The 16,080-nt window shown below is 74.0% G+C and carries 14 protein-coding genes; 5 read left to right on the top strand and 9 right to left on the bottom strand.

What is annotated here, in order from left to right:
• Window positions 1–12: 12 nt before the first annotated feature.
• On the bottom strand, window positions 13–1,266 hold the full coding sequence (locus NFU81_RS20055; protein WP_251491813.1) for an MFS transporter: 1,254 nt from the start codon (window positions 1,264–1,266) through the stop codon (window positions 13–15).
• 55 nt (window positions 1,267–1,321) lie between these two features.
• Here NFU81_RS20055 and NFU81_RS20050 point away from each other — a divergent pair, with 55 nt between their 5' ends.
• A complete protein-coding gene (locus NFU81_RS20050; RefSeq protein WP_251491811.1) occupies window positions 1,322–2,311 on the top strand; it encodes an ArsR/SmtB family transcription factor in 990 nt (329 codons plus the stop codon).
• A 2-nt stretch (window positions 2,312–2,313) separates the two neighbouring features.
• Here NFU81_RS20050 and NFU81_RS20045 read toward each other — a convergent pair whose 3' ends face one another.
• Together NFU81_RS20045 and NFU81_RS20040 are read right to left on the bottom strand one after the other, a co-directional pair.
• Complete coding sequence (locus NFU81_RS20045; protein WP_422665235.1) at window positions 2,314–4,116, bottom strand: vWA domain-containing protein; 1,803 nt, start codon at window positions 4,114–4,116, stop codon at window positions 2,314–2,316.
• Complete coding sequence (locus NFU81_RS20040) at window positions 4,113–5,174, bottom strand: ATP-binding protein (RefSeq protein ID WP_251491809.1); 1,062 nt, start codon at window positions 5,172–5,174, stop codon at window positions 4,113–4,115. Before NFU81_RS20040 ends, NFU81_RS20045 begins: the two co-directional genes overlap by 4 nt.
• Window positions 5,175–5,389: 215 nt before the next feature.
• Between NFU81_RS20040 and NFU81_RS20035 the strand changes: the two genes are divergently transcribed.
• Window positions 5,390–6,226: a DUF2199 domain-containing protein gene (locus NFU81_RS20035; RefSeq protein WP_251491807.1), complete on the top strand. Its 837-nt coding sequence runs from the start codon at window positions 5,390–5,392 to the stop codon at window positions 6,224–6,226.
• A gap of 72 nt (window positions 6,227–6,298) precedes the next feature.
• Here NFU81_RS20035 and NFU81_RS20030 read toward each other — a convergent pair whose 3' ends face one another.
• Window positions 6,299–6,928 carry an LUD domain-containing protein gene (locus NFU81_RS20030; protein ID WP_251491806.1) on the bottom strand — a complete coding sequence of 210 codons (630 nt, stop codon included), beginning with the start codon at window positions 6,926–6,928 and terminating at the stop codon, window positions 6,299–6,301.
• A 385-nt stretch (window positions 6,929–7,313) separates the two neighbouring features.
• Between NFU81_RS20030 and sigJ the strand changes: the two genes are divergently transcribed.
• On the top strand, window positions 7,314–8,282 hold the full coding sequence (gene sigJ / locus NFU81_RS20025) for an RNA polymerase sigma factor SigJ (protein WP_251491804.1): 969 nt from the start codon (window positions 7,314–7,316) through the stop codon (window positions 8,280–8,282).
• Window positions 8,283–8,388: 106 nt separating this feature from the next.
• On the opposite strand, the gene NFU81_RS20020 is transcribed toward sigJ, so the two are convergent.
• The 3 genes from NFU81_RS20020 to NFU81_RS20010 form a co-directional block, all read right to left on the bottom strand.
• On the bottom strand, window positions 8,389–9,849 hold the full coding sequence (locus NFU81_RS20020; protein ID WP_251491802.1) for an oxygenase MpaB family protein: 1,461 nt from the start codon (window positions 9,847–9,849) through the stop codon (window positions 8,389–8,391).
• Window positions 9,846–10,535, bottom strand: a complete 690-nt coding sequence (gene uppS / locus NFU81_RS20015; protein WP_251492180.1) for a polyprenyl diphosphate synthase — start codon at window positions 10,533–10,535, stop codon at window positions 9,846–9,848. Before uppS ends, NFU81_RS20020 begins: the two co-directional genes overlap by 4 nt.
• A gap of 251 nt (window positions 10,536–10,786) precedes the next feature.
• A complete protein-coding gene (locus NFU81_RS20010) occupies window positions 10,787–11,209 on the bottom strand; it encodes a Fur family transcriptional regulator (protein WP_251491800.1) in 423 nt (140 codons plus the stop codon).
• Between the two features lie 184 nt (window positions 11,210–11,393).
• On the opposite strand from NFU81_RS20010, the gene katG reads away from it, so the two are divergent.
• Window positions 11,394–13,628, top strand: a complete 2,235-nt coding sequence (gene katG / locus NFU81_RS20005) for a catalase/peroxidase HPI (protein WP_251491798.1) — start codon at window positions 11,394–11,396, stop codon at window positions 13,626–13,628.
• A 70-nt stretch (window positions 13,629–13,698) separates the two neighbouring features.
• Here katG and NFU81_RS20000 read toward each other — a convergent pair whose 3' ends face one another.
• Both NFU81_RS20000 and NFU81_RS19995 read right to left on the bottom strand, forming a co-directional pair.
• On the bottom strand, window positions 13,699–14,247 hold the full coding sequence (locus NFU81_RS20000; RefSeq protein WP_251491796.1) for a COG4315 family predicted lipoprotein: 549 nt from the start codon (window positions 14,245–14,247) through the stop codon (window positions 13,699–13,701).
• Window positions 14,248–14,394: 147 nt separating this feature from the next.
• Entirely contained in the window at window positions 14,395–14,988 is a 594-nt protein-coding gene (locus tag NFU81_RS19995) for a helix-turn-helix domain-containing protein (protein WP_251491794.1), read from the bottom strand.
• 78 nt (window positions 14,989–15,066) lie between these two features.
• Here NFU81_RS19995 and NFU81_RS19990 point away from each other — a divergent pair, with 78 nt between their 5' ends.
• Window positions 15,067–15,999: an SAM-dependent methyltransferase gene (locus tag NFU81_RS19990; RefSeq protein WP_251491792.1), complete on the top strand. Its 933-nt coding sequence runs from the start codon at window positions 15,067–15,069 to the stop codon at window positions 15,997–15,999.
• Window positions 16,000–16,080: the final 81 nt, after the last annotated feature.

Here is a 16,080-nt window from a genome sequence, read left to right as displayed (position 1 = left end):
CGCCGGCGGCGCTCAGCGCCGCCGCTCGGCCCAGCGCACCGCGGGGACCATCGCGGCGCCGCCGACGGCGAAGAGCGCGGCGGGCACCGCCCAGCCCGCCGGGCCGTGGGCGATGGCCGTGGCGGTGACGACGGCGGGGCCGACCATCAGGCCCGCGGACGCCCCCGCGTTGAAGACGCCCTGGTAGGCACCGGTGGCGGCCGGGTCGGCGAGGTCGTAGCTGAGCAGCCAGCCGCCGGCCTGGGAGAGCACCTCGCCGGCCGTCTCCAGGGCGACGGCCGCGAGCAGCACCACCGCGGCCGCCGCCGCGGGCAGGCCGTGGCCGGCGGCGATGACCGCGCACGAGCCGGCCAGCAGCAGCCCGGAGGTGCGGCAGGCGCGGGCCGCCGAGTGCAGGTCCCGCGTCGCGCGGGTGGCACGCACCTGGAAGGCCACGACCAGCACGGTGTTGAGGATCATCGCGGCGGCGACGACCGCCCGCGGGGCGTCGGTCTCGCGGACGACCCACAGCGGGATGCCGACGTTGAGGACGGCGAACTGCACGGTGAGCAGGGCGTTGAGCGCGGTGACGGCGAGGTACGGCACGTCGACCAGCGCATTGCGCCGCGCTGTCTTCGACCCCGCCTCGGCTTCTGCTCCCGCCTCCTGGTCGCGGCCCGCCAGCGGGATGCGGGGCAGCATCGCCGCCACCGCGGCGAAGGACGCCGCGTTGGTGAGGATCACCGCGATGTAGGCGGCGCGGCTGTCGGCCTGGAGCGCCAGCGCCGCAAGCGTCGCGCCCGCGCCGACGCCGACGTTCGTGACGGCGCGCAGGTAGGCGCGGCCGGGGACCCGGGTGGCCTTGGGGAGGGCGTCGGCGTACAGCGCGTTGCGCACCGCGGACGCGGCGCGGTCCAGGGCGGTCTCCGCGCACACCACGACCAGGAAGACCGTGAAGCTGTGCACCAGGGTGTACGCCGCCATGCCCGCGGCCTGCGCGACCCACAGCACGAACAGCACCCGGCGGCTGCCCCAGCGGTCCGCGGCCCGGCCCGCGGGGACGCTCGCCGCGACACCGCACAGGCCCGCGGCGGTCAGGCCCAAGCCGACCTGGCCGACGGCCAGTCCCGCGACGCGGGTGAAGTACAGGACGCTGACCGTCATGAACAGGCCGGTGCCGAAGGTGTTGACCAGCACCATCCAGGACAGCCGGCGGACGACGGGGTCGGGGTGGAGGCCGCGCCGGGGCGCTGCGGGCGGGCTGGCCTTGACGGCGGCTGAGGTCATGCACCGATCACAGTCGCTCGCCGCGCCGCCGGGAACTGATTTAGCCTGGCGCTCAATGATCCGCTTCCGGCTCGGACTCGCCGACCTCGCCTCGACCTCCTTCGCCTGCTCGGCGCTGCTGGAGGCGGTGCTGAGCCTGCGGATGTGGGAGCACCCGGGCCACTACGTCGAGCAGACACCGTGGTTCCACCGGATGCGCCCGGACTTCGAGGCTCTGGAGGGCCGCGACCTGCTGCTGTCCCTGGTCGCGTCCAACCGCTTCACCCCGGACTTCCTCACCCCCCGGCCCACCACCGTCTGGCCGGACATCCACGACGAGCTGGCGGCGCTGCGGGCCACCCCGCCGGAGGTCGTACGGCCCGATCTGGAGCGGGCGTTCCTGCCGCACGACCGCGTCGTCCCGGCGCCGCTGGCGTACGGGTTCGCCGACCCGGCGGGACTGCTCGACCGGATCGCCGGGGCGCTGGCCGAGTACTGGGAGCGGTGCCTGGCGCCGGCGTGGTGGCCGCGCGCCAGGTCCGTACTCCAGGCGGACCTGGTCTACCGGGCGCGGATGCTGGCGGAGGGCGGCGCCGACGCGCTGTTCGCCGACCTCGCCCACCGGTTGCGCTGGCAGGGCGGGGAGCTGTCGATCCACTGGGACCAGCCGCTGGTGCTGCCCCGCGACCAAGTCGACGTCGACGGGAGGGGGTTGGTGCTGGTGCCCACCTGCTTCGCGCGCGGCGCCAGCACGTTCATCGACCCGGGCCAGACGCCGGTCATCACCTACCCGGCGCGCGGCCGCGCCACGATGGCGGAGAACCTGCGGCCGCCGCCCCCGGGTCCCGCCCTCACCCGCCTGCTCGGCGCACCGCGCGCCCGGCTGCTGCTGCTCCTGGACGAGCCGTCGTCCACCACGGAGCTGGCCCGCCGCCTCGGCGTCACCCCGGGCGCGGTGAGCCAGCACCTGCGGGTCCTGCACGACGCCCGCCTGCTCAACCGCGCCCGGCACGGCCGCGTGGTCCTCTACGCCCGCAGCGCCCTGGGCGACGGGCTGTGCGCGTAGCGCTAGTGCATCTCGAAGACCGGCCCCCGCGGGGCGAAGGGCAGCCGGGCGCCGCGCGGCAGCAGGAACGCGTGCTCGCGGCGGACGCGCAGCGGGTCGCACTCGCCGTCGGTGATCACCAGGATCGGCGCGGTCGCGGGGAAGTCCTCGGCGGAGAGCAGGAGTTCGACGCCGGGTTGCAGGACGGTGCCGCCGCGGCCGCGTATCCGTACCCGGGCGGCGATCTCGGTCGGGGGCATGAAGCCCGCGTCGTAGGGCGCCGCGTCGCAGAAGACGACCCGGGCCGCGGGGACGTCGCGGGACTCGGCGTAGGAGGCGATGGCGCCCAGGGCCTTGCCGAGCAGCCGCCGGTCCATGGAGCCCGAGGTGTCCAGGACGACGCCGAAGGTGCAGCGGTCCTGCTCCTCCGGCGGGAAGTAGCGCCCCGCACGCGGGATGTCGGGTGTCGAGGCCTGGCGCCGGGCGGGCCGGGCGAAGCTGCGCAGGGCCTGCGGGCGCGGGACGTACTCGTCGAACCAGCGGGCCAGCCGGACGTCCCAGGGCAGCGGGGGGTGGGCCAGCGCCGCGATCTCCTCCACCAGGCCGGCCGGCAGCGTGCCGCGGACGCGGTCGTGCAGGTCGAAGCCCTGGAGCAGGCCGCGGCGGTAGAACTCGTCGAGGTCGACGTGCTCCGCCGGCGCCGCCGGGTGCGCGAGCGGCTCGCCGAGGATGTCGCCCAGGCCCTTGCCGCGCAGCGTCGCCAGCCGGCGCATGCGGCGCAGGTCGGTGGTGATCCGGTCGTAGACCTCCTCGGCGGACAGGCCGGCGAGTTCCGGGTCGTGCAGCAGGCCGGCCGGCATCGAACCGACGCCCATCTCCAGCAGCCAGGCGTTGATGACGTAGTCGCAGGCGACGTTGAACAGGTACGGGTCGCGGGGGCCGCAGCGGTCGCCGTGCCGCAGGGCGGCGTGCAGCATCTCGTGCGCCAGGATGAACCGCCACTCGTCCTCGGTGTGCGTCCGCAGCGGGTTGACGTAGATCTCCCCGGCGGCGGAGTTCACCGCGGCCACCGCGATCCGGTGCGTACGGGCGATGTCCGCGTCGGCGACCACCGTCATGCCGGCGGCGATCCCGCCGAGCAGCGGGTAGGACGACACGAACCAGTCGAGCGCTCTGGTCCAGGGGCCTTTGCGGACACCGGTCGGATCGCCGCCCGCGGCGGCCATCGAGGCGGAGACCGTACGCGTCAGCGCGCGGGCGAGGGCCTCCCGCCAGTCCTCGGGGTCCCGGTCGTACGGCCAGGGTTCGAGCCGCTGGTCGGGCTCGGCGCCGCCGGTGCCGCAGCGCGCGAACTGCTCGGGTACGCCGTCGCGCCGGAAGCGCGCGGCCAGTTGCTCCTCGTCGCCGCCGGGGAAGGACTCCGGCAGCTCGAACGGCGCTGTGCCCAGCGGGAACGACTGCTGGAAGCGGTTCACCACCAGGCAGCGGGCGGCCACGTCGTAGCGGTCCGGCTGCGTACGGGCGCCCCGGGCCGCGGGCAGGTGCCCGAAGCCCAGGTGGAGCAGGCAGTGCGCCAACACCCAGGCCCACTGCCCGGGTTCGGCCAGCCGCAGCGGGTTCACGTGGACGCAGCCGTCCGACTCCGCCAGTGCCCAGCCGTCCTTCGGCACGCGCGTGCAGGACGTGCGGCAGAAGTGCACGTCGAGCGCGCCCATCGCGCGGTCGGCCCGCACGAGGGACAGCCCGAGCTGGTAGTTGTGCTCGATGCGGGGGTCGGGCGGCGCGGGCCGCCGGTGCCCGCTGCCGCCTCGCCGCGGCCCGCTCACCGGCGGGCCTCCACCAGCCGGGGCATGTCGCGGGCGGCCTCCAGCAGGAACCAGGCGGGCAGCACCGCGTTGCCGTCCTCGTCGTCCGCGATCACCGTCTGCGCGACCTCGACCGATATCTCGGCGAGCTGCACCAGCAGGGCCTGCGCCCGGTACGCGGTCTGCCGCAGCGACGGCGAGGCGTGCTCCTTGCTCGCGGGCAGCTCCTTGACGAGCCGGCCGCGGAAGGACTCGGCCAGGTAGTAGAGCAGGTCGCGGTCCTGGACCCGGTTGGGCCAGCGGGCGTCGCCCTTGAGGATCGCGTCGATGCCGAACTCGCTGCGGACGATCCTGACGTAGCCGCAGAAGGCCGAGGCGTGGGTGGGCGAAAGGGTGCCGTGGGCCAGCACCTTGAGCGTCGTCTCGTCCAGCGCCGGCCCGAACGACCGGATCGCGTCGGAGAGCATGTGCCAGGACCGCGGGGTGGAGAAGGGCTCCTCGGTCTTGGGCGGCTTGGACCACAGGTGGTGCGGCCGGTCGGTGAGGTAGTCCGTCACCCACGGGTGGATGCCGGACTGCCCGGCCCAGGCCAGCCAGTCCCGGGCCGACGCCTCAAGATGCACATGGGTCAGCCGGTTGACCAGCGCGGACGCCAGCGGGCGGGCGAGCGCGTTGTCGGTGGCGCGGTTGCCCGCCCCGATGACGATGCTGCCGGCGGGCAGTTCGTAGTTCCCGATCCGCCGGTCGAGGATCAGCGAGTAGAACGCCTTCTGCACGTCGGGTGTCGCGGCGTTCAGCTCGTCGAGGAACAGGCAGTACGGCTCGTCCCTGGCGATCGCCTCGGGCGGGCAGAACACCGAGCGCCCGTCGCGGATCTGCGGGACGCCGATGAGGTCCTCCGGCGCCAGCTGGGTGCCCAGCAGGCTCACGCACTCCAGGCCGAGCGACTCGGCGAACTCCCGTACCAGCGAGGACTTCCCGATGCCGGGCGGCCCCCAGAGGAAGACCGGCCGCACGGTCGCGAGCCCGAGCAGCACCTCGGGCACCTGGGCCGGGCTCACGGTCACGACAGCCTGCACGGGCGGATCAGCTCCTGTTGTCCTGGGACGGGGGCCGTCCACGAAGACGGCGACACAGGCCCGGAATGCCCCGACTCGGCGGGGATGGGCCGGAGTTCATGGTCGCGCGGCCGCGTCGGGGGGCGCATCCCGTTTTCGGTGCCGCGGGCGGGTGAGCCCGCCGCCGGCGTGCGCGGGTCGGCTGGATGTCGGAGCCCGGAACTAGGCTTCCGCACATGCGGATCGACGCGCGCTTCGGGATGCCGGACGGCGTCGGCGCCGCCGGGGAGGCGTCGCTGCGGTACGCCGGCGGCCTGCGGGCGCTGCTGGAGGCCGAGGGGGTGGGCTGCTTCGTGCGGGTCCTGCTGCCGCTCGCCCTGACCGGGGGCACATCGCTGGTCGTCGGGACGTGGCTGCGGGTCGGCGAGGCCGACTTCGGTGCGGCGCAGCGCAGTTGGGAGTCCTTCGGGTACGAGGGGATGGTCCTCGCAGGGACGCTCGCCAACGCGGTGCCGCCCTTCGAGGACGAGCTGCTCCATGCGCCGGTCACCGTCGGGGTGCGGGACCGGGACGAACTCCCGTACGTCACCGGCTCGGAGCGGCCGGGCGTGGCCTGCGTGCTGGCGACGGTCTGGGACCGCGACCACGTCCTCAGCCACTGCCGCGAGCCGCTGCCCGTGGCCGTCCGCACCCGGGTCGGCGCGCGCTGGTCGATCGAGCGGTCCGCCGGACTCGCCGCCGAGGCCGGCGACGGCCCCACCCGGCGGTTCGCAGGGCACGGGCGCAGCGTCGCCGCCACCCCGCTCGCCTCCCCCGACGTGCCGTCGGGGCACTGGACGACCGAGCGTTCGCCGGGCCGCGTACGGCACACCCGCTGGACCCCGGTGGTCCGCGGTGGCCGGGAGCGGTACGAGTTCCACGGCCACGACGCCGTCCCGGGCGCCGCGCTCGCGGTCGTCTGCACGGTGGACGACCGGGCCGACCTGGCCTGGGCCGGGCACGTGTGGGAGTCCGTCCGCGTGGAGTCCGTCCGCGTGGAGGACGGGGCGGACGGGGCGGAACCCGGGTCCTGAGAGCGGACCTGCGGGGGCGCCCGCCCCGGCCTCGCGTCCCCCGAACGGGCGCCGGCCGGGGCGGGCGGCAGGTCAGAAGCCGATGGCCTCACGCAGCAGGATGACCGTGGCGCGGCCCGGGAAGGGCTCCGCGTTCATGATGAGCAGCCGGTTGATGTGGCTGGGCTTGCCGTAGGCGGCCTGCGCCCGCACGTTCTCCAGCGGGAGCGTGTGCTCCTCAAGGCGCCGCATCGCGGTGTCGAGGTCGGGGACGACCTTCTGCGCCCCGACGATCCATATCGCGCGCCCGGCGCCGCCGGAGTACGGCGGCAACTGGCTGCCGCTGGCCGACGCGACGACCATCGAGCCGGTCTCGGTCACCGCGGCGACGCTGCCGATGACCACGTCGGGGCTCGCCAGTAGCCGGCGGATGTCGTGCGCCTGGGTCGCGCGGTCCATGCCGAGGACGATCGGCTTGAGCGCCTCGTACCGCCCGCTGGTGTTGATGTCCTCCTCGATGCCGGACAGCCGGGTGGTCTCACTGGCCGAGGTGAACACGGTGGCGCCCTCGGGGACGAGCTCCTTCACGCGCTCGCGCGCGGCGGCGGCGTCGTCGAGGATCTCGACGGCGAAGCCGTGCTCCGCCAGCGCGGCCGCCGTCCGCTCCAGGCGCTCCTCCGACACGGGGTCGGCGAAGAGGGTGGCGGGAACCTGCGAAGTCACGATGTGTCTCCTGGACTTGTCGTCGTGGGGGGTGAGTCGTGGGGGCACGCGTGGCGCCGTCCGGCGCGGGGAGGAAGAGCGTCGCGGTGAACGGCGTCACCCACGCGTGCCCCGGCCGCCGGTCGGCGGCCCTTCGGTGCCGGGCGCGGTCGGGAGGCGGGAGCAGCCGGTGGCGCAGGTACAGGCACAGGCGCAGGGCAGGTGCGTTCGCTGGGCGAGTGAACTGGTCATCGGGCTGCGGGGCTTCCTGGTCGCGGGCGGCGGTTTCCTCTCACCCAGTCCGACAAGGCAGCCCCGCGGAATGTGAGGTCTGCCGTCACGTTTTCGCGGGCGCTGTTGTCGTAGGGGGGTGAGGCCCGCCGCTACCGAGGGAGCAGTCGTCACCGTGAGCACCCGATCCGAGGTGGAGTACGGCCGGCCCGGAGCAGACGGGGCCGACCCCGGCCTCGACGCGATCACGAGAGAGCGGCCCCACCTGATCAACCTGGCCTACCGGCTGCTCGGTTCACTGGCCGAGGCGGAGGACGCCGTTCAGGAGGCGTACACCCGCTGGTACGCCATGTCCCGCCGCCGGCAGGAGGCGGTCGATTCCCCCGGCGCGTGGCTGACGACGGTCGCCAGCCGCATCTGCCTGGACTTGCTCGGCTCGGCGCGGGCGCGGCGGGAGAGCTACGTCGGCGAGTGGATTCCCGAGCCGCTGCCCGCGCACACGGAGTGGGTCACCGGTCGGCCGGGCGACGCCACCGCCGACCCGGCCGACCGGGTCACCCTCGACGAGTCGGTCAGCATGGCCTTCCTCGTCGTCCTCGACTCGATGACGCCCGCCGAGCGCGTGGCGTTCGTCCTCCACGACGTCTTCCGCTACCCCTTCGCGGAGATCGCCGGGATCACCGGCCGTACGCCGGGCGCGTGCCGCCAGCTGGCCTCCTCGGCCCGCCGCCGCATCAGCGTGGAGCAGGCCTCCGCCGCGCCCGCCGCCCAGCAGGCCGCGGTCGTACGGGACTTCAAGCAGGCCTGGGAGGCCAAGGACATCGAGGCCCTGGTCGGCCTCCTCGACCCCGACGCCACGATGACCGCCGACAGCGGCGGCCTGGCCGCGTCCTTCCTGCACCCCCTCAGGGGCGGCCCCCGGGTCGCCAAGGCCCACCTCGACATCGCCCGCGCGACCCCCGACCTGACCTTCACCGAACGCACGGTCAACGGCCAGCCGGGACTGACCGCCCAACGCGACGGCACCACGGTCACCGTCTACGCCTTCCAGCTCACCGGCCCCCGCATCAAGCGCATCTGGGCCATTCGCAACCCCGAGAAGCTCCGCCCCTGGAGGGTGGCCTCAGGGCTTGCAGATCATTAACACGTCGTCTTGATCTTGTTGTTGGGGTCGCTGGTGAGGGTGAGGACCCGGGCGTGGAGGGTCGCCAGCTGTCGTCGCGCGCCCGCCGGGGATTGCGAGACAGCCCTTAGGTGCCGGTCAGCAGGGGGTCGTAGGCGGTGGAGCGGCGGCGGCCCGACATGAAGGACAGGAAGTCGGCGACGAAGGCGCTGCGGGAGTAGCGGGCTTCCGCGGCGGGGACGCTGCGGTGGAAGCCGGTCCTGAACAGGGCGCGGTATTCGGCCGCGTCGATGGACTGGTCGCCGTTCGCGTCGGTGGCGTCGAAGAGCACCTCGGCGACCCGGATCAGCGCGGGGCCTGCCAGGGAGGGGACCGCGGCCGCGTACTCGGCGCTGCTGATGCGCCCGTCGCCGTCGGTGTCCAGGGCCGTCTGCAACTCCCGCCACCAGTCGGCGAACGCGGAGTAGATGCGGGTCTCGGCGGGCTCGTCGAGGTCGAGGCGGGAGGAGATCTCCCGTGCCATGGCGGCGAGATCGGGCCAGCCGACGAAGCCGTCGCCGGTCTGGTCGAGGACTTCGGTGAAGAACTCCGCCGCGCTGCGCCGGGGTTCGGCGGCCTCGTCCGGGGTGCGCTGCGCCGGGACCGGTGCGACCAGCCGGACCAGCGCCCCGGCCCGTTTCATCCGGGCGCGCAGCGCGGTGAGCCGGGGGTCGTCGCTGTCCGGGGACAGCGCGAGCAGGCCGGTGAGGTAGTCGGTCTGCAGCAGGTTCTCCGGCAGGAAGCGGGCCAGGCCCGCGGCGACGTAGGCGCTGTGCATCAGCGTCTGGGCGCCGGGGATCTCGGGCAGGCCGGCCCGCCGGCGGAAGGGCTCGGGCAGCGACGCCACCGTGATCGTGCCGATGGCGGGTCCTGCGAGCGCGCGCCCGGCCGCCCACACCGTGGGCATCCCGCCGAGCAGCGGCGGCGCGGGCAGGTGGTCGAAGAGCCGGTAGAGGATGATCCGCAGCGCCTCGGTGCCCTCCAGCTCCTCGTTCACCATCCGGTCGTAGTACGGCCAGAAGTCCTGCAGCGTGGGCGGCAGATGGCCGGCGCCACCGTCCAAGGCGGCCAGGAACCCCCGGAATTCGGCGTAGAGCCGGTCCATCGTGGCCGGGTCCAGGGGCTGTCCGCTCAGCCTGCACATGGTGACGGAGCTCTCGAAGAGCGTCGCGACCACCCACGCGCGGACCTCGGGGTCCATCGCGTCGTACGGCCGCTGCTGCTCGTCGGTGCCGGTGAAGCGTGTGTGCATCCGGTTGAGCCGGGCCGCCTCGCGCTGCCGGGTGGCCTCGTCGGGGCCGAACATCCGCTGGAGGCTGACCAGGGTGTTGCGCAGCCGGCGCCACGGGTGCGTCACGAAGGTGGAGTTGTCGATCAGGGCCGCCCCGATCTGCGGGTGCGCGGCCTCCAGGACGGTGGCCCGCACCATGGCCAGCGCCCAGCGCGGGTCGTTGAAGAAGCGGTGGAACTGCGAGTCGGGGCCGAACAGGTCGGAGGGGGAGCCCTGCCGGGGGCCGGGGGCGGTTGAGGGGCTGCCGGGGTCCGTCACGCGGGGGAGTCTCCGTTCGGGTGCGGCGGCACACCGCCGAAGCGGCGGTCGCGCTGCCGGTACGTGCGCAGGCACTCCAGGAAGTGCGGCGCGCGGAAGTCGGGCCAGAGCACCGGCGGGAAGACCCACTCGGCGTAGGCCACCTGCCAGAGCATGAAGTTGGAGATGCGCTGCTCGCCCGAGGTCCTGATGACCAGGTCCACGTCGGGGGTGTCGGGGAAGGGCAGATGGGCGGCGAACTGCCGCTCGTCCACGGCGTCGGCCGGGACCCCGCTGCGGATGAGGGAGCGGGCCGCCTCGACGATGTCGCGCCGCCCGCCGTGGTCGAAGGCCACGGTCAGCGTCATGCCGCGGTTGGCGTCGGTGAGGGTCATCAGGTCGGCGAAGTCCCGGGCCAGCGGCGCCGGGATGCGGGGGTCGGTGACGCCGAGGAAGCGGCAGCGGATGCCGCGGGCGAGCAGCAGCGGGGCGTGCTTGCGTACCACCCGGCGTACCAGGTGCATGAGGAAGTCGACCTCGGCGGTGGGGCGCTGCCAGTTCTCGGTGGAGAAGGCGTACAGGCTCAGCCAGCCGACGCCTGCGGTGCGGGCGGCCTCGATGACGTCGATCACCGGTGCCTCCGCGGCCCGGTGGCCGGACGTGCGGGGCAGCGAACGCGACTGCGCCCAGCGGCCGTTGCCGTCCATCACGCACGCGACATGGCGCGGCACCTCACGCTGCCCGCCCGCGGCCGCCGGGCGGCCCGGCTCCGTACGGGACGACGCTGCCGACACGGTCCCCCTCCCCGGGGCGGCCGGTGTCGGCGCCCCTGGTGAGCAGGGTCCCGCGCGGGAGGTCCCGGCATCCCGGGTTTTCGGGCGGATTCACCCGGCGCACGCCCGTCCGAATACGGACCGGCCACGCCTCCCGTGCTCGCGCAGGACGGGATGGGGACCGGCTACGCCCCCGCCTGCGTGCAGGACGGGCACAGCCCCCGGTAGGTGACCTCGGCCGCGGCGACGGTGAAGCCGAAGCGCTCCTCCGCGGGGAGGTCGGCCAGCGGGTCGCGGCTGGGGTGGACGTCGCGGACGGTGCCGCAGGTGGAGCAGACCAGGTGGTGGTGCGGGTGGTGGGCGTTGGGGTCGTAGCGCCGGGCGCGGCCGTCGGTGGCCACCTCTATGACCTCGCCGAGCGAGACCAGCTCGCCGAGCGTGTTGTAGACCGTCGCCCGGGAGATCTCCGGCAGCAGCTGGGCCGCGCGGGCGTGCACCTCGTCCGCGGTGAGGTGGACATGGTCACCGTCGAGGACCTGTGCGACGACACGCCGCTGGGAGGTCATCCGCCAGCCGCGCCCTCGCAGTCTCTCCAGCAGGTCACTCATATCGCTCACCGTCACCTGTTCGTACTCGCGGGGGACACCTGGACTTTACCAGCGGATATCCGAATGTCGATGGTGTATGTGTTTGGGGCGCTTCTTGACTTGGACTGTGTCCATCGTAGGATCGGGTCCGTCGGCCACCCCGCAGTTCCTGAGCGCGTCATCCGCCAGGTCCGGAAGGATTTCCATGACTGAGAACAACGACGCAATCGTCACCGACCCCAAGGAGACGGAGAGCGCGGGGGGCTGCCCGGTTCCGCACGCGGCGCGCGCAGCGCATCCGACGCAGGGCGGCGGCAACCGCGGGTGGTGGCCCGAGCGCCTCAACGTCAAGATCCTCGCCAAGAACCCCGCCGTGTCCAACCCGCTCGGCGAGGGCTTCGACTACGCCGCGGCCTTCAAGAGCCTCGACCTGCCGGCCGTGAAGCGCGACATCGCCGAGACGCTGACGACCTCGCAGGACTGGTGGCCCGCCGACTACGGCCACTACGGCCCGTTCATCATCCGGATGGCCTGGCACAGCGCGGGCACGTACCGCATCAGCGACGGCCGCGGTGGCGCGGGCGCCGGGCAGCAGCGCTTCGCGCCGCTCAACAGCTGGCCGGACAACGCCAACCTCGACAAGGCCCGCCGCCTGCTGTGGCCGGTCAAGAAGAAGTACGGCCAGTCGCTGTCCTGGGCCGACCTGCTGGTGCTGGCCGGCAACGTCGCGCTGGAGACGATGGGCTTCGAGACCTTCGGCTTCGGCGGCGGCCGCGCGGACGTCTGGGAGCCCGAGGAGGACGTGTACTGGGGTCCCGAGACCACCTGGCTCGGCGACGAGCGCTACACCGGCGACCGCGAGCTGGAGAACCCGCTCGGCGCGGTCCAGATGGGCCTGATCTACGTCAACCCCGAGGGCCCCAACGGCAACCCGGACCCGCTGGCGTCGGCCCGCGACATCCGTGAGACCTTCCGCCGGATGGCGATGAACGACGAGGAGACCGTCGCGCTGATCGCCGGCGGCCACACCTTCGGCAAGACCCACGGCGCCGGCCCCGCCGACAACGTCGGCGACGACCCCGAGGCCGCCCCGCTGGAGCAGCAGGGCCTCGGCTGGCGCAACGCGTACGGCACCGGCAAGGGCGGCGACACGATCACCAGCGGTCTTGAGGGTGCCTGGACCGACACCCCGACCACCTGGAGCAACCGCTTCTTCGAGATCCTCTTCGGCTACGAGTGGGAGCTGACCAAGAGCCCCGCGGGCGCCAACCAGTGGAAGCCGAAGGAGGGCGCCGGCGCCGGTACCGTTCCCGACGCGCACGACCCGGCCAAGAGCCACGCGCCGACGATGCTGACCACCGACCTGGCGCTGCGCATCGACCCGGCCTACGAGCAGATCTCCCGCCGCTTCCTGGAGAACCCGGCGGAGTTCGCCGACGCCTTCGCCCGGGCCTGGTTCAAGCTGACCCACCGCGACATGGGCCCGGTCGTGCGCTACCTCGGCTCCGAGGTCCCGACCGAGACGCTGGTCTGGCAGGACCCGCTGCCCGCGGTGACCACCGCGCTGATCGACGCCGCCGACGTCGCCGTGCTCAAGGACCGCGTGCTGGCCGCCGGCCTGACCGTGCCCCAGCTGGTGTCCACCGCCTGGGCGTCGGCCTCGTCCTTCCGCGGCAGCGACAAGCGCGGCGGCGCCAACGGCGCCCGCATCCGCCTGGAGCCGCAGCGCGGCTGGGAGGTCAACGGCCCCGACGACCTGGCCTCGGTGCTGCGCACCCTGGAGGGCGTCAAGGACGCCTTCGACGCCGCGCAGACCGGCGGCAAGCAGGTCTCGCTCGCCGACCTGATCGTGCTGGCCGGCGGCGTGGGCGTCGAGCAGGCCGCCAAGGCCGCCGGGTTCGAGGTCGAGGTGCCCTTCACACCCGGCCGCACCGACGCCACGCAGGACCAGACCGACGTGGAGTCCTTCGCCGCGCTGGAGCCGGCCTCCGACGGCTTCCGCAACTACGCAGGCAAGGGCAGCCGGCTGCCGGCCGAGTACCTGCTGCTCGACCGGGCGAACCTGCTCACGCTGAGCGCCCCCGAGATGACCGTCCTGGTCGGCGGCCTGCGGGTGCTCGGTGCGAACCACGGGCAGTCCGCGCACGGCGTCCTGACCGCCAACCCCGGCACCCTGACGAACGACTTCTTCGTCAACCTGCTGGACCTGGGCACGACCTGGGCGCCGACGTCGCAGGACGCGGCCGTCTTCGAGGCCCGCGACGCCTCGGGCAAGGCCGTCTGGACCGGCACCCGCGCCGACCTGGTCTTCGGCTCCAACTCCGAGCTGCGCGCCGTCGCCGAGGTCTACGCGAGCGACGACGCGAAGGACAAGTTCGTCGGCGACTTCGTCGCCGCGTGGGTCAAGGTCATGGAGCTGGACCGCTTCGACCTGGTCTGAGTCCCGCGCGCGGCCCCGCAGCCCACACCGGGCTGCGGGGCCGCGGTGCGTCCGCGCCCGGCCGGGCGGATCAGTACCCGCCGCCCGGGTTCGTCGAGGACGTCGTGGTGATCGTCTTGCCGTCGGTGCCGACCACGTACCACTTGGCGCCGAAGTTGTTCAGGCCCTGCCCGTTGGTGTCGCCGGGGCTCCGGTCGCCGGCGAAGCGGTAGAGCGGGTGGCCGTTGTATGTCACCTGGTTGACGCCCTGGGAGCGCTCGCTGGTGGACAGCAGCTTGCTCTGGACGCCGCCGCCGGCGGTCGGCTTGTTCTTCGTGACCAGCGGCGGCCAGGCGGCGGCGCAGGCGCCGGTGCAGGTCGACTTCGAGGACTTGTCGTTCCCGAAGAAGTAGAGGGTGAGGTTCTTGTCGTTGACGAGGACCTTGCCCAGCGACACCTGCTTGGTGGTGACCGTGGGGGGTGCGGCCTTCGCCGCCTCCTGCAGCGTGAGGGACGCCGAAGGCGACGCCGTGCCGTCGGCGGACGAGTTGGGGCTGCTGCTCCCGGAGCAGGCGGTCGCCGCGACGGCGGCGAAGGCCGTACTCGCGACGGCGGCGATGACTCGGACGTGGGGCCTCACGGCTACTCCTCGGATCCTCGGCTGGGGGCGCCCGTGGCGGGCGGAGGACGGCCCGCCTCGTCGGGGCCGCACCACCCCCACTACACGCCGAGGCCCGCTCCGCGGCCACACGGGAGCGCCGTCCGGGGCATGCGCGCCCGCTCGCGGTCACCCATGGTCACCGCGGGGCCTGGCCCGTACGTGCATGCGCTCGCCCTGCCGGCCGAAGAGGCTGATGACCTCGGCCGGTTGGCCGCCGGTGGCGCTGAACCAGTGCGGCAGCCGGGTGTCGAACTCGGCGGCCTCCCCCGGCCCCAGGGTCAGGTCGTGGTCGGCGAGCACCAGCCGCAGCCGGCCGTCCAGCACGTACAGCCACTCGTAGCCCTCGTGGGTGCGCAGCTCGGGCTCGGTGCCGCGGTCCGGGACGATCATCTTGTACGCCTGCAGCGGCCCCGGCCCGCGCGACAGCGGTACGGCGACGCCGCCGTTCGCCATGCTGCGGGGCGCGAGCCGTACCCGGGGGTCGCCGACCTCGGGCGCTCCGACCAGGTCGTCCAGCGGCACGCGGTAGGCGGCGGCGAGCGGCAGCAGCAGCTCCAGGCTGGGGCGGCGCCGGCCGGACTCCAGCCGGGACAGGGTGCTCTTGGAGATGCCGGTGGTCTCGGAGAGCGCGGCCAGCGTGAGCCTGCGCTGCGCGCGCAGCCGCCTGAGCCGCGGGCCTACCTCGTCGAGCACGGCCTGGTGGGGCGCCGGGGTGTCCATGGGGGCATTCCACACGGCTGTCCCAGGAACGGCAACAAGAGTTGCCGCCGGTTCGCAGGGCGGTGCACGCTGCCCGGCATGAGCGCTGACGAATCCCCTCACGGGCACGACGGACACGGGCACGGCCACGGGCACCACGGGCACGGGCACGGAACCCGGACGGACATCGACTGGGAGGCGATGGCCGACACCCTGGAGAACGCCGGCGAGCTGCGGCTCCCGGTCCTGCGGGCGACCGCCGCCCGGCTGCGGGAGCTGCTGGGACCCGGGCACGAGGTCCGCCGGATCCTCGACGTCGGCAGCGGTCCCGGCGTGATGACCTGCGTCCTGGCCGAGGAGTTCGGCTCCGCCGAGGTGGTCGCCGTCGACGGTACGCAGGCGCTGCTCGACCGCACCCTGGCCCGGGCGGAACGGCTCGGCCTCGGCGGCAGGGTGAGCGTCCGGCTCGCGGAGCTGCCCGACGGCCTGGACGGCGGGCTCGGCCCGGCCGACCTGGTGTGGAGCAGCATGGCGGTGCACCACCTCGGCGACCAGCAGGGCGCGATGGACGCGCTCGCCGGCGTCCTGCGGCCGGGCGGCCTGCTGGCCGTGGCCGAGGGCGTCCTGCCGACGCGCTTCCTGCCGCGCGACATCGGCATCGGCAGGCCGGGGCTGCAGGCGCGGCTGGACGCCGTGCAGGAGGAGTGGTTCGCGATCATGCGCGCCGAGCTGCCCGGCTACGTCGCCGCGGCCGACGACTGGCCCGCGATGCTCACCGCGGCGGGCCTGACCGAGGCCACGTCCTTCACCGACGTCCTCGACGTCCCCGCCCCCCTGCCGGCCCCGGCCCGCGCCTACGTCCACGCCTTCCTGACCCGCCTGCGCGAGACGGCGGGCGACTCCCTCCCCCCGGAGGACCTCACCACCCTCGACACCCTTCTCTCCCCGTCCCCCGCCGGGATCCTCCACCGCCCGGACGCGTTCCTCCTGTCCCCGACGACGGTCTTCGCAGGCCTGCGCCCGCGGGCGTGACGCCGCGCGCCCGGCCGGGAGGGCGTGGACGATGGGACGCCGCAGCAGGAGTGCGGCTCGGCGTCCGGGCGTGCGGGGTTC

Origin of the sequence: Actinacidiphila cocklensis (assembly GCF_907177275.1) — a bacterium.
GTDB lineage: Bacteria > Actinomycetota > Actinomycetes > Streptomycetales > Streptomycetaceae > Actinacidiphila > Actinacidiphila cocklensis.
Note: the sequence above shows the minus strand (reverse complement) of the source record. Positions and strands in the feature narration are given on the sequence as shown.

Excerpts from the sequence above, each read along its gene's own strand:
- NFU81_RS20055 (WP_251491813.1), bottom strand. The coding sequence starts at position 1,266 with ATGACCTCAGCCGCCGTCAAGGCCAGCCCGCCCGCAGCGCCCCGGCGC.
- NFU81_RS20050 (WP_251491811.1), top strand. The coding sequence starts at position 1,322 with ATGATCCGCTTCCGGCTCGGACTCGCCGACCTCGCCTCGACCTCCTTC.
- NFU81_RS20035 (WP_251491807.1), top strand. The coding sequence starts at position 5,390 with ATGCGGATCGACGCGCGCTTCGGGATGCCGGACGGCGTCGGCGCCGCC.
- uppS (WP_251492180.1), bottom strand. The coding sequence starts at position 10,535 with ATGGACGGCAACGGCCGCTGGGCGCAGTCGCGTTCGCTGCCCCGCACG.
- NFU81_RS20010 (WP_251491800.1), bottom strand. The coding sequence starts at position 11,209 with ATGAGTGACCTGCTGGAGAGACTGCGAGGGCGCGGCTGGCGGATGACC.
- katG (WP_251491798.1), top strand. The coding sequence starts at position 11,394 with ATGACTGAGAACAACGACGCAATCGTCACCGACCCCAAGGAGACGGAG.
- NFU81_RS19995 (WP_251491794.1), bottom strand. The coding sequence starts at position 14,988 with ATGGACACCCCGGCGCCCCACCAGGCCGTGCTCGACGAGGTAGGCCCG.
- NFU81_RS19990 (WP_251491792.1), top strand. The coding sequence starts at position 15,067 with ATGAGCGCTGACGAATCCCCTCACGGGCACGACGGACACGGGCACGGC.